11 protein-coding genes are annotated in these 13,098 nt (G+C 43.4%); 1 reads left to right on the top strand and 10 read right to left on the bottom strand.

Annotation, left to right across the window (positions count from 1 at the left end):
- Positions 1–35: 35 nt before the first annotated feature.
- The 5 genes from ACEE44_RS08140 to ACEE44_RS08120 all read right to left on the bottom strand — a co-directional run bounded on the left by ACEE44_RS08140 (position 36) and on the right by ACEE44_RS08120 (position 5,871).
- Positions 36–938 carry an ABC transporter permease gene (locus ACEE44_RS08140; protein WP_105118296.1) on the bottom strand — a complete coding sequence of 301 codons (903 nt, stop codon included), beginning with the start codon at positions 936–938 and terminating at the stop codon, positions 36–38.
- A 13-nt stretch (positions 939–951) separates the two neighbouring features.
- Positions 952–1,908, bottom strand: a complete 957-nt coding sequence (gene opp4B, locus ACEE44_RS08135) for an oligopeptide ABC transporter permease (RefSeq protein WP_332410741.1) — start codon at positions 1,906–1,908, stop codon at positions 952–954.
- Position 1,909: 1 nt separating this feature from the next.
- Positions 1,910–2,851: an ATP-binding cassette domain-containing protein gene (locus ACEE44_RS08130; RefSeq protein ID WP_105118298.1), complete on the bottom strand. Its 942-nt coding sequence runs from the start codon at positions 2,849–2,851 to the stop codon at positions 1,910–1,912.
- A gap of 3 nt (positions 2,852–2,854) precedes the next feature.
- The gene (locus tag ACEE44_RS08125; RefSeq protein ID WP_105118299.1) at positions 2,855–3,853 is read right to left on the bottom strand and encodes an ABC transporter ATP-binding protein; all 999 of its coding nucleotides are present in this window, start codon (positions 3,851–3,853) and stop codon (positions 2,855–2,857) included.
- A 224-nt stretch (positions 3,854–4,077) separates the two neighbouring features.
- Entirely contained in the window at positions 4,078–5,871 is a 1,794-nt protein-coding gene (locus tag ACEE44_RS08120; RefSeq protein WP_449171883.1) for an oligopeptide ABC transporter substrate-binding protein, read from the bottom strand.
- A 213-nt stretch (positions 5,872–6,084) separates the two neighbouring features.
- Here ACEE44_RS08120 and pbp3 point away from each other — a divergent pair, with 213 nt between their 5' ends.
- Positions 6,085–7,326, top strand: a complete 1,242-nt coding sequence (gene pbp3 / locus ACEE44_RS08115) for a D-alanyl-D-alanine carboxypeptidase PBP3 (protein WP_449171882.1) — start codon at positions 6,085–6,087, stop codon at positions 7,324–7,326.
- Between the two features lie 349 nt (positions 7,327–7,675).
- Here pbp3 and sufB read toward each other — a convergent pair whose 3' ends face one another.
- The 5 genes from sufB to sufC all read right to left on the bottom strand — a co-directional run bounded on the left by sufB (position 7,676) and on the right by sufC (position 13,038).
- Positions 7,676–9,091, bottom strand: coding sequence for a Fe-S cluster assembly protein SufB (gene sufB / locus ACEE44_RS08110; protein ID WP_449171881.1), 1,416 nt, complete (start codon positions 9,089–9,091; stop codon positions 7,676–7,678).
- A 240-nt stretch (positions 9,092–9,331) separates the two neighbouring features.
- Entirely contained in the window at positions 9,332–9,772 is a 441-nt protein-coding gene (gene sufU, locus ACEE44_RS08105) for a Fe-S cluster assembly sulfur transfer protein SufU (protein ID WP_449171880.1), read from the bottom strand.
- Positions 9,759–10,982 carry a cysteine desulfurase gene (locus tag ACEE44_RS08100; RefSeq protein WP_336384688.1) on the bottom strand — a complete coding sequence of 408 codons (1,224 nt, stop codon included), beginning with the start codon at positions 10,980–10,982 and terminating at the stop codon, positions 9,759–9,761. The genes sufU and ACEE44_RS08100 overlap by 14 nt, the downstream gene beginning before the upstream one ends.
- Positions 10,983–10,985: 3 nt before the next feature.
- A complete protein-coding gene (sufD, locus tag ACEE44_RS08095) occupies positions 10,986–12,248 on the bottom strand; it encodes a Fe-S cluster assembly protein SufD (protein WP_449171879.1) in 1,263 nt (420 codons plus the stop codon).
- Positions 12,249–12,264: 16 nt separating this feature from the next.
- The gene (gene sufC, locus ACEE44_RS08090) at positions 12,265–13,038 is read right to left on the bottom strand and encodes a Fe-S cluster assembly ATPase SufC (RefSeq protein WP_024376584.1); all 774 of its coding nucleotides are present in this window, start codon (positions 13,036–13,038) and stop codon (positions 12,265–12,267) included.
- Positions 13,039–13,098 lie beyond the last annotated feature (60 nt).

Raw genomic sequence — 13,098 nt, 5'->3', positions numbered from 1 at the left:
GAAAAAGAGTTCCCGAAGGAACCCTTATATGTTTGTTAACCCAAACGTTGTTTTGCATCGGCAGCACGTTGGAAGGCTTGACCGACATAGTTGATACAAAGCATCATAACAAGGATAAAGATAGCTGCTGGCAACCAAATCCAAGTCTTGTTTTCCAAGATGTCTGCATTACGGGCATTTGAAATCAAGGTACCCAAACTTGGAACTGTCGACGGAAGACCGAAGCCTAGATAAGTCAATGATGTTTCGATACCAATATTCCCTGCAAAGTTGAGGGTCAAGTTGACAATAATCAAAGAACTCAAGTTTGGCAAGATTTCACGGAACATGATCATAAAGTCGCTTGTTCCAAGTGTTTTCGACGCATTGACATAATCCAAGCTCGCCTCTGACAAGGTTCTTGTACGGAAAAGGCGGGCCTTAGCTGTCCAATAGAAGGCACTCATGATTAGGATAAAGTGATAAATGGTATAGTTTTTGATAACCGTTACGAAAACGATAATGAGCATAGTAACAGGTAGAATCATAATGAAGTCTACAATCCGCATCAAGAAACCATCCAAACGACCTCCATAATAGCCTGAAATCAATCCGACCGAGATACCAACAATACTTGTAATAATGGTAATAGTAAAACCGATAACAATGGAGTTTCGAGCACCAATAATCAACTGACCAAAGATATCTTTACCACCTTCATCCGTTCCCAAGATATAACCATCAACTCCAGGTTCCAAGTAACGTCCCAAAAGATTGACTTTCATCACTTGCTCTTGATCCAAGACCAGGGCACCGATGAAAACAGTCAAAAGAACTGTCACCAAAATGACCAAGGAAGCTAAAGCTAATCTATCCTTCAAGAACTCCCGCGCGATGACGCGAAAACCACCTGGAGGAGTTGAAGCTGATTGTACTTGTTTTTTATTTTCTTTACTCACCTTACTCCTCCTTCTATTTCACACGGATACGTGGATCTACAATACTCATGATAATATCTGAAATCAAGGTTCCCAAGAGAGTTCCCATACCAAATATCAACAAGAGGGCCAAGATAACACTATAATCACGACTAGAAATCGAGTTAAAGAACAACTGACCTATACCTGGATAGGTAAAAATATTCTCGATAAAGATAGAACCGCCGATCAAACCTGTCAATTCATATCCCAAGAAGGATGCAATTGGCAAAATTGAGTTACGGAAGATATGACGGTTGTAAACCACGCGCTCAGGAACACCCTTAGCACGCGCCGTACGGACATAATCTTGGCTCTTAGCATCAATAATCCCTGTACGGAGGTACTGGATGGTTACAGTTGTAGATAAGATGGCCATGGTAATCGCCGGTAAAATCATGTGATGAAGACGGCTGAGTACTGCTGCAAAACCTTCAACGCCACCCCCGATTGAACCACGAGTTGGGAACCAGCCCAAGCTAAAACCAAACAACCACAACATAAGAATCGCAAAAACGAAGGTTGGTGTTGAGAAGGTCAGGAAGTTGTAAACCCCAATCACCTTATCAGCTAGAGAGTTTTGGTAGCGACCAGCAATCATCCCCAAAGGAAGAGCGATAGCATAGGTCAAAATCATGGTCAAGAGCGACAACCAAATAGTGTTGTTCAAGCGTTGCATGATAACATCCAAAACAGGTTGCTTAAAGAGGAAACTTTGACCAAAATCCCCCTGCAAGAGATTACCAACCCAGCGGAAGTATTGAATATGAATTGGGTCATAGTACCCTGCTGCAATCCGTTTTTGTTCGATAATGGCTGGATCGATATTGGGATCAATCATACCTGTAAAGGGATCCCCCGGCATCATCTTAGCCACGAAGAAAGCGATGACACTCAAAATGATAATTTGAGGAATCATCATGAGCAAACGACGTAAAACTGTTTTCCACATCTTAGTTCTGACCTCCTTTTGGAAGGGCTACCTGATGAGTTGCTGAGAAGGTTTGTAAATCGTAAACTCGACCCTTTTCATCATAGTATTGACCTTGTTTTTCTTGATACTCTTTTTCAGCAACCAAGCGTTTTTCCTTGTTCTTCAAACGATTAACTGGATCAATCGATGGAATAGCCGACAAAAGACGTTTGGTATAGATATGCTGTGGATTGTTATAGATGTCCTGCTTGTTACCCGTTTCTACGAAGCGACCACGGTACATGATAAACAATTCGTCACACATATGTTGCACAACACCAAGATCATGAGAAATAAAGAGGTAGCTGAGTTTAAACTCATCTTGGATACGTTTCATATAGTTCAAAACCTGAGCTTGAACAGACAAGTCCAAGGCAGAAACAGGCTCATCAGCAATAATCAGACGCGGATTACTTGCTAGGGCACGGGCAACGCCGATACGTTGACGCTGACCACCTGAAAATTCATGTGGATACTTGATCAAGGCTTCTTCGTTCAGACCGATGGTATCCAAAAGTTGAAGAACTTTTTTCTTCTCCTCATCTGGAGATAGACGGTCAAAGTTACGAATAGGCTCAGCAATAATGTCTAAAATACGTTTTTTAGGGTTGAAACTAGAAAGCGAATCTTGGAAAATCATTTGGACATCACGATTAAAGTTACCTTTTTTACTGCGTGATTTGTTGGTCACATCCTGACCCTCATAGATGATTTGACCAGATGTAGCCCGCTCCAAACCAATAATTGCCTTACCAATTGTTGACTTACCAGAACCTGACTCGCCTACCAAACCATAGGTTTTTCCCTCTTCAAACTCGAGATTGACACCATCCACGGCATAAACATGGTCTGTGACACGGTTAAAGAAGCCACTTCGAATTGGATAATGGACTTTTAAATCTTTTACTTCAATAAATCCCACTATTTAGGCCTCCTCTTCAAAATAGAATGTTTCGTGACAAGTACAACGCACAAAGTGATTTGGTCCTACTTCGTGCATACCTGGATTTTCCTCGTGAGCACTTGCTTCAATCCAAGGAATACGTGGTGCAAAACGGCAACCTTGACGCAACATTTTGGTAATCGGTGGTACGATACCTTCGATAACGTGAAGATCCCCACCTTCGCCACCTGATTGCGGATTTGACTTCAAGAGCGAACGTGTATATGGATGTTTTGGATTGGTAAAGAGTTCCTCAACAGGAGCCACCTCAACAAACTGACCACCATACATAACGGCTACACGATCAGCCGTTTCTGCCACTACACCCAAGTCGTGGGTAATCAAAATAATACCAGAACCCGTTTCCGCCTGAATATCATTCAAGAGGTCCAAAATCTGTGCCTGAATGGTCACATCCAAGGCTGTTGTAGGCTCATCGGCAATAATGATTGGTGGCTTACAAGAAAGGGCCATGGCAATAATGATACGCTGACGCATACCACCTGACAATTCATGTGGATACTGTTTAAAAGTCCGCTTAGGATTTGGAATACCAACTTGAGCCAACAACTCCAAAACACGCTCCGTACGAGCAGTCGCATCCAAGTCCGTGTGATAGAAGAGGGCTTCATCAATCTGCGCTCCAATGGTCATCAAGGGGTTAAGGGAAGCCAAGGGATCTTGAAAAATCATCCCAATGTCATTTCCGCGTACAGTATTGTACTTAGCTTCATCCATCCCAATCAACTCCATATCATTGTACTGGATACTTCCTGTGATTTTGGTATTTAATGGATTGTGCAAGCCCATAATGGTCGTTGCCAAAGTAGATTTACCACATCCTGATTCTCCAACAATAGCGAGAATCTCATTCTTTTGCAATGAAATATCAACGCCATCAACAGCATCAAAATAATCATCAGCAATACGGAATCCGACGTGTAAATCTTTAATATCTAAAAGCGGTTTTTCAGTAGCCACGCTTCGTCCTCCTTTGTCTATCGGCTAATCAAGCTCAATCATTTCGAACTCTATAATATCAACATCATCCAGTCTTTGACTAACCAATTCATATATTAAAAAGCAAATTACTCTTTTTTTGTGTACTGGTTCTACTATACCATAATTATCTGAAAATTCCAATAGCCATCTGAAAAAAGCCAACCAGGTTGGCTTTTTCAGATTCTATTGTTATCTGCTACAAATTATTCTGCTGCTACACCTTTGTCAGCAGACAATTCGATATTTTCGAGAGCAATACCATTTTCTGAAGCTGAACCATAATTAGTGTCATAGTTTTTCACACGTTTGTTAAGTGCTACAATTGACTCAGATTCAAATGTTGGAATAGCAAATGCTTGCTCATAAGCATATTTTTGCCAAGCCTTGTAGTTTTCAAGGTTTGTTTTCTCATCGAATGAATCAGTAGAGCTAATAGCATCCAACAATTTTGTATTTTCTTCAGATACGAAACGTGACATGTTGAAGGCTGCGATTGGACCCCAAAGTCCTGTTGGGTTTGGATCGTAACCTGTAGACCAACCACCAGCATACATATCAATTGAAGCATCATTCGCTTGAATTGCATCGTAGAATGAGTTGACTTCAACTGTACGACCTGTGTACAATTCAACGTTTAGGCCGACTTCTTTCCACCAAGCAAGGTACTGTTGTACAAGAGCTTCGTTTGCTTCAGTACGTTTACGAGCTGCGAAGGTAATCTTGAATTCTTTACCATCTTTGCCTTCACGGATACCGTCGCCGTTTACATCTTTATAGCCAGCTTCATCCAAGAGTTTCTTAGCTTTTTCTGGATCGTATGTGTATCCTTCCAATTCAGAATCGTGAATATCGCCGAAGAATGAGATAATCAATGAGTTAGCTGGGTGGTATAGACCATTGTACAATGACTCACCAGCAGTTTTGGTGTCAATTGCATAGGCAATCGCTTGACGAAGATTCACATCATTCATCTTAGCGTTCTCATCCATAACGTTCTTGCCAGCAGCTTCGTCATATTTACCAAAGTTGAATGAAATATATTCGTAAGCTGAATTCAAAGATCCAACGATGTTCAAGTTAGAAGCATCTTTATATGAATCCAATTGGTCAACAGGCATTTCTGCGATATCGTAGTTACCAGCTTTCATCTCAGAAACGATTGTATCAGGTGATACGATATCGATTTTCAATGAACTTGTTTTTGGAGTTGTTCCCTTGAAGAAGTGTTCGTTTGGAACGTAAGTGATAGACTCACCGTTAACAATTTCTTTAATCTTCCATGGACCCATACCTACAAGTTTAGCAGTACGAGAGTACTCGCTCTTTTCCCAATCTGCTACCGGGATATCTTTATAGATGTGTTCTGGTTGAACATAGGCAGGTACATCACCACCGGCATACATCATAGAAGGTGACATTTCTTTCACTGTCAATTCTACTGTGTAGTCGTCAACTTTCTTAATACCAGAGATGTCTGATGCTGTTCCGGCCACAAATTCTTCCATACCCACGATGTTCAAGAATTTATCATCAAAACGCACACCTGTGTAGTCTTTGCTTGCCAATGACTTGATTGTGAAGATGTAATCATTGATTGTGAATGGCTGACCATCAGACCACTTGTAGTCTTTACCTGTCAAACTAACAGTGATTTTTTTGCCTTCCACATCAAATTCAGCTTTAGCAAGACCTGAATCGTCCAACTTACGATCTCCATCGTAACCGAACATTGGAATATCAACCATTCCACCAAATGTTGAGTCAGTTGTATTTTCAGTCAGCTCGTCAATCAAAAGACCTGAAGAAGTTGTAGGAGATACCCAAGCATAATTTAATTGAGCACCAGAAACAGCTGTTCCATCTTGAGAAACATCTGATGGAAATGACAAGTTTTGTTCTGATGAACTTGATGACGACTTAGCACCACAAGCTGCTAAAACAGATGCAGATAAGAGTGTGATGCCTGCTAAGGCAAAGAGTTTTGTTGTCTTTTTCATAAAACACCTCTGTTTTTCTTTTTCTATGACATATAATCTAATGTCATTATGAAATTTATTATATCATAAAATTTTCTTAAATAAAGTCTTTTTGTCAGAAAATTTTGTAAAAACATAAATTTTCATTATTTTCTATCATTTTTCATGTTTTTTCCTTATTTTTCTTACAATCCATGTGATATAATGGAAGAAATATTAGATAAAGGAATGTTTATGCGTAAGTTAATACTTCTATTATTGGCAACCTTTAGTTTTCTTATCGGAGGCCCCGCTGTCCTAGCGGACGATTTCTCGGTAGCAGCTAAACACGCTATCGCGGTTGAGGTTGATTCAGGAAAAATCCTTTTTCAACAAGATGCTGAAACCAAAGCCAGTGTCGCCTCCATCAGTAAGCTCTTAAGTGTCTACATGGTCTACGAAGCCTTGGAAAAAGGAGAAATCAACTTGGATACCATGGTGGACATTTCAGACTACTCCTATAGCTTGACTGCCAATATCGAACTCAGTAACGTGAATTTGGATGAGCGCACTTATTCTGTCCGTGATCTATTGAATGCCTCTCTCATCACTTCATCCAACAGCGCCATCATTGCTCTGGCTGAAAAAATAGCGGGTAGCGAAGCTGCATTTGTGGACCGAATGAAAACAAAAGTCCAGGAATGGGGCATTACAGATGCTAAAATCGTTAACGTTTCTGGATTGGATAATGCTGATTTAGGAGGTAATATCTATCCTGGTTCCAGTCCTGAAGATGCCAATCACTTTTCAGCACTCGATATGGCTATTATTGCACGTCGGCTCATTCTTGACTATCCGCAAGTCCTAGAGATTACCTCACTCAACGCCTATGACTTTGGTGGCTATACCTACTATAGCACCAACCAAATGCTGAGTGACGGAACCCATGCTCGTGGGGGAGTGGATGGGTTGAAAACAGGGACCTCAAACTCTGCTGGTTCAGGTTTCTTGGCCACAACCCAACAAGCTGGTATGCGTGTCATTACAGTAGTCCTCAATGCCACAGACGGTTTGGCTATGCCTGATAATCGTTTTGTTGCAACCAATGATTTGATGAACTATGTCTATGCCAATTTTTCACGGGTTGCAATTGCCGAAAAAGGAAAAGCCTACAACAATAGTAAAATTAAGGTCTTTAATGGAGAAAAGGAAACCAGTCCCGTCGTTGCTGCTGCAGACTTATACGTCGTTCAGCGCAACCAGACAGAATTGACTGCGTCTGCAAACTTTATCCCTATTACAAATGAAATCGATGCCCCCTTGACTGCTGGTAGCGTTGTTGGAAAACTACAATTAAAAGACCAAGACTTGATTGGAAAAGGTTATATTGGAGCGCAAGCCAGTGTGGAAATGGTCCTCCCAAATGATATGAAAAAAGCTCCTTGGCCAGTTTCCTGGTGGAATAACTTCGTTCGATATGTGAACGAGAAATTATAACAAAAAATACTATGCCGGATAAGCACTCGGCATAGTATTTTTATGTTATAGGCTTGTAGAGCTCCTGCAGGGAGCGATGTCAGTAAGGTAAAAATAGTCTCCCAGACTATGTTATTTATAAAGAAGAGCGACTGCCGTCGCTCTCTTTTTCCAACTTCCATGGTAGGAGTTCCACTGGAACTCCGTACTATATGTCGCTTCCTTACAGGAAGCGACGTCAGTAGGGTAATCTAGTCTCCCAGACTATGTTATTTATAGAGAAGAGCGATTTCCATCGCTCCTTATCTCCAACCTCGGTTGGAGATTTTTTGGCTTTTAGCAGACTCATGTTTGCTAAATTGCCAAAAATCTAACCAACCGAGCCCTCCATCTCATATGCAATCAGTCTGTTGAGTTCGACTGCGTATTCCATTGGGAGTTCTTTTGTGAATGGTTCGACAAAGCCCATGACAATCATCTCTGTGGCTTCGGATTCGGATAAGCCACGGCTCATGAGGTAGTAGAGCTGTTCTTCTGAGATTTTTGATACTTTGGCTTCGTGTTCGAGGGCCACTTGTGAGTTGTGGATTTCATTAAATGGAATGGTGTCTGATTTGGAAATATCATCCATGATAATGGTGTCACACTCGATGTGGCTGATAGATTTGGCTGAGTTTTTTGCAAAGGTTACTTGACCACGGTAGTTGACTTCTCCACCACCACGAGCAATGGATTTGGACACGATAGAAGATGAGGTGCGTGGGGCGTTATGAATCATCTTAGCACCGGTATCTTGGACCTGACCTTTATTAGCAAAGGCAATGGACAACATAGTTCCACGCGCCCCTTCTCCTTCTAAGTAAACCGCTGGGTATTTCATGGTCGTCTTAGCACCCAGGTTTCCGTCAATCCACTCGACTGTGGCATTTTTCTCGGCACGTGCACGCTTGGTTACCAAGTTATAAACGTTGTCAGACCAGTTTTGAATGGTCGTATAACGCATATAGGCACCTTCGTGGGCAATAATTTCCACAATAGCAGCGTGGAGGCTGGCTGTTGAGTAAGTTGGAGCGGTACAGCCTTCTACATAGTGAATACTTGCTCCTTCATCCACGATAATGAGGGTGCGTTCGAACTGCCCTGTTCCTTCATTGTTGATACGGAAGTAGGTTTGCAACGGAATATCCAGCTTAACACCTTTTGGTACGTAGATAAAGGTGCCACCTGACCAAACCGCTGAGTTGAGGGCAGCCAGTTTGTTATCTGACGGCGGAACAAGTTTTCCAAAGTATTTTTTGAAAAGCTCTGGGTGTTCTTTAAGAGCCGTGTCGGTATCCGTAAAGATAATGCCATGCTTGTCGTACTCTTCCTTCATGTTGTGGTAGACCACTTCTGATTCGTACTGGGCAGAAGCACCTGCTAGGTAGGCACGCTCGGCCTCTGGAATACCGATGCGTTCAAAAGTTTCTTTGATTTTGTCTGGCACATCGTCCCAGCTGCGTGCTGGCTTATCTGACGGCTTTTGGTAATAGACAATATCATCAAAATCCAGTTCAGACAAGTCGGCTCCCCAAGTCTGCATCGGCATTTTCTTGAAGGTTTGGTAGGATTTCAAACGGAATTCCAACATCCATTCAGGCTCGCCTTTGATACGGGACATTTCACGAATCACTTCTTCGTTCAAACCCTTACCTGTCGAAGCCATCAGTTCCACGTTTTCATCATGGAAACCGAATTTGTATTCCCCAAGATCAATTGGGGTTGGTTCAATTCTTTCTTCTGACATAATATAAGATACTAAGCCCAAAAAGTATGAGAATGCTATTACGCTTTCTTCAAAGCTTCCTGAGCCTGTTCAATTCCAATCAGAAACTGAACAATCCTTTCTGTATGATTTTCGTTTTTTGTTTATTTATAGTCTTTTAGTTTACTTTTAGTACTAGGCAACGAGCTGCAGACAGTACTGGAGTACGGCAAAGCGAGTTAACGAAGTAATAAAAGAAAAACTAAATGACTATATTGATGCTCAGTTAGCACTCTCACTATGTTCCAGTGCTTTCTTCAGGGCATTCCATGGTAATGTGGCACATTTGATTCGTTGGGGAAATTTGGCGACACCTGCAAGGAGAGAGGCGTCCCCTAACTCCTTTTGACGTTCATCCTCTTGCCCTTGGACCATTTGTGAGAAGATTTCGGCTAATTCTTTAATATGCTTAATTTCTTTGCCAAGCACTGCCTCGGTCATCATAGAAGCCGAGGCGGTTGAAATGGTACAGCCAACGCCATCAAAGGCTATATCGGAAACCTTCCCATTTTCAATCTTGACGGACAATTCAATCACATCGCCACAGGTCGGGTTGTGGAGTTCCAACTTTTCCACTCCGTCCAAGCTTCCGCGATGACGAGGCGACTTGGAGTGTTCAGACACAACTGCCATATAAAGAGAATCCAATCTAGATAGGGCCATTGAAAAACTCCTTTGTCTTGATGATTGCCTCGACCAACTTATCACAGTCAGCCTTGGTATTGTAGATGTAAAAACTTGCTCGTACAGTAGCAGGCACCTGCAAATATCTGAGAAGCAGTTGGGCACAATGGTGGCCAGCCCGCACAGCAACACCTTCATAGTCCAGAGCGGTTGCCACATCGTGTGGATGCAAGTCGTCCAAGTTAAAGGCAATAACTCCCGTCCGCTTGGACAGGTCCTGACTGCCATAAATGGTCAAGCCTGGAATAGCCTGCAATTTTGGAAAGACATAGTCAACCAACTCTGCCTCGTGGGCCTGGATAGCATCCATACCAATTTCGGTCAGGTAATCAATGGCCGCTCCCAGCCCAATCGCACCTGCAATATTGGGCGTTCCTGCCTCAAACTTCCAAGGTAATTCCTTCCAAGTGGCTGACTGCTCATAGACAAAGTCAATCATTTCACCGCCGAATTCAACTGGCGACATGAGATTGAGCAATTCTTCCTTGCCGTAGAGAACGCCGATTCCTGTCGGTCCTAACATCTTATGACCTGAAAAGGCATAGAAATCCACGTCTAATTCTTGCACGTTGACAGCCATGTGGGGAACTGACTGGGCTCCGTCCACCACCAAGTAGGCACCGACTTGATGTACCAGCTCTGCTATTTCCCCAATAGGAGCCACGCTGCCTAAGACATTGGACACATGGGCTAAGGAGACGAACTTGGTCTTTTCGGAGAGCATGGACTTGAGGCTGTCCACATCCAACTCGCCGTCTTTTAGGGTCACATAGCGGAGCTTGGCACCTGTTTGCTGACAGGCTTGCTGCCAAGGGATGATATTGGAGTGGTGCTCTTGGACCGAAATTATCACTTCCTGGTCTGGCTGGAGAATTTCCTTAGCAAACTGAGCTACCCAGTTAAGACTAGTGGTCGTTCCTCTAGTGAAGAGGATTTCCTTGCTAGACTTGGCCTGGATAAAATCAGCCACCTTCTGCCGAGCCGCTTCATAGCGAGCCGTTGCCCGTTCCGAAAGGGTGTGAACGCCACGGTGGACATTGGCATTGTCCTTCTGGTAATAATCCGCCAGCACATCTAGTACCTGCTGCGGTTTTTGGGTGGTCGCCGCATTGTCCAAATAGACCAGCGGCTCATCGTTAACAACTTGGTCTAGGATTGGAAAATCCTTGCGAATGCGTTCCAAATCCATATCTTATCTCTTTGTTAGTTTTTCTTCAATCACGGCAATCAGTTGGTCACGAACTTCCTTGACAGGAATTTCGGTAATGACTGCGCCAAGGAAACCGCGAACAACCAAGCGTTCAGCAGTTGCTCGGTCCAGACCACGACTCATAAGGTAGTACATATCTTCTGGATCCACCTGACCGATTGAGGCTGCGTGTCCAGCTGTGACCTCATTCTCATCAATGAGGAGAATTGGGTTGGCATCGGAGCGAGCCTTGTCAGACAGCATGAGGACACGGCTTTCCTGCTGGGCATCCGCACCTTTGGCACCACGGACAATGTGACCGATACCGTTAAAAGTCAAGGTTCCGCTTTCTAAGATAACCCCATGTTGCAGGATGTGACCGACCGAATTATGACCGTAGTTGGTCACGCGCGTATCCACACCTTGGACCTGACGGCCTGATGAAAGACCAACAACCTTGAGGTTGGCATGGCTACCGTTTCCTTTTAATTCGCTATCCAAATCGGCAACCACATTTCCTTCGTTGAGCAGACCAATCGCCCAGTCAATCGTTGCATCGTTTCCGAGATAGCCGCGACGGTTGAGGTAGGTATCCAAATGCTTACCAAGGCGGTCGATAGCTGCAAACTTGATTTGGCTACCTGCAAGGGCGATTACTTCCACGACAATATTAGCTGAAGTCGCTGCTGCGCCGTCGCCTAGACTTTCAAAGCGTTCCAGGTAATTAAGCTTGGCATTTTTTCCAGCGATGATGAGAACACGTTTGTTTAAGGCAACTGGACTAGTGCTGTCTTGGTAGAAAAGAGCTTCAACTGGCTGGTCAATTTCAACATTGTCTGGCACGTAAAGTACTGCTGTTGCGTTGAAATAGGCTGTGTTGTAGGCTGCTAATTTGTGCTCATCGTAGGCTACGGCAGCACCGAGGTATTTTTCAATGACATCAGGAATGACATCCATAGCCGATGCGAAGTCAGTAAAGACTACACCTTTCTCTACAAGGTCAACCGGCAACTGCTCTAGAACAGTTTGGCTGCCAACTTGGACCAACATCGGATTATCACCGATAGCTGTAAAATCTGGAACTGCCCCGATTTCATCATTTGTAGCTAGGCTTCCGTCACCTAGATTCCAACGGTGAAACTTGACCCGCTCGATAACCGGCAAGTCCAGCTCTGCTATTTTGTCAAAAGCCTTAAGACGCAGGTCTGTCAACCAAGTTGGTTCTGCCTGCAAGGCTGAAAATTCTTGAATTTTATCTTTGGTCATAGGGTCCTCCAAAGGCTTAAATGTCATCTTCTTTGTAGTCGATGCCAAGCTCAGCTGCGACTTGGACATACCCTTCTTTTTCCAAGCGTTGTGCCAATTCTGGTCCGCCTGAAAGCACGACACGGCCTTCCATCATGACATGGACAACATCAGGAGTGATGTAGTTGAGCAAGCGTTGGTAGTGGGTAATAATCATGGCACCAAAGCCTTCACCACGCATAGCATTGATACCTTTTGATACCACTTTAAGGGCATCAATGTCCAAACCTGAGTCAATCTCATCAAGAAGGGCGAAAGTTGGTTCCAACATGAGTAATTGCAGAATCTCATTGCGTTTTTTCTCACCACCTGAGAAACCTTCGTTGAGGTAGCGCTCTGCCATTTCCTCTTTCATGTTGAGGAGTTCCATCTTTTCATCCAACTTAGTAATGAAATCACGAACAGAAATCTTGTCTTCGTCTTCCTTACCAGCGTTCATTGCGGCACGGAGGAACTCTGCATTAGTAATCCCTGGAATTTCTGACGGGTATTGCATAGCCAAGAAGAGTCCCATACGGGCACGTTCATCGACTTCTAATTCTAAAATATTAACACCGTCAAAGAGAACTTCCCCTTGGGTCACTTCGTAGCTTGGATTGCCCATGATGGCTGCTGAAAGGGTGGATTTCCCTGTTCCGTTTGGTCCCATGATGGCTGCAATTTCACCTGTTTTGAGGGTCAAATTGACACCTTTGAGGATTTCTTTACCTTCGATTTCAACATGAAGGTCTTTGATTTCTAATACTGACATCGTATACTCCTTTATTTATTATCTTTCTCATTATATCAAAAAAAGAGCCTAAGGGCTCTC

The organism is Streptococcus sp. 32226D021BW (assembly GCF_053545015.1).
The sequence above is the reverse complement of the archived record's forward strand: the minus strand, read 5'-3'. Positions and strand labels throughout refer to the sequence as shown.

Coding starts and splice junctions, on each gene's coding strand:
- opp4B (WP_332410741.1), bottom strand. CDS start 1,908: ATGTGGAAAACAGTTTTACGTCGTTTGCTCATGATGATTCCTCAAATT.
- ACEE44_RS08120 (WP_449171883.1), bottom strand. CDS start 5,871: ATGAAAAAGACAACAAAACTCTTTGCCTTAGCAGGCATCACACTCTTA.
- pbp3 (WP_449171882.1), top strand. CDS start 6,085: ATGCGTAAGTTAATACTTCTATTATTGGCAACCTTTAGTTTTCTTATC.
- sufB (WP_449171881.1), bottom strand. CDS start 9,091: ATGTCAGAAGAAAGAATTGAACCAACCCCAATTGATCTTGGGGAATAC.
- sufU (WP_449171880.1), bottom strand. CDS start 9,772: ATGGCCCTATCTAGATTGGATTCTCTTTATATGGCAGTTGTGTCTGAA.
- ACEE44_RS08100 (WP_336384688.1), bottom strand. CDS start 10,982: ATGGATTTGGAACGCATTCGCAAGGATTTTCCAATCCTAGACCAAGTT.
- sufD (WP_449171879.1), bottom strand. CDS start 12,248: ATGACCAAAGATAAAATTCAAGAATTTTCAGCCTTGCAGGCAGAACCA.
- sufC (WP_024376584.1), bottom strand. CDS start 13,038: ATGTCAGTATTAGAAATCAAAGACCTTCATGTTGAAATCGAAGGTAAA.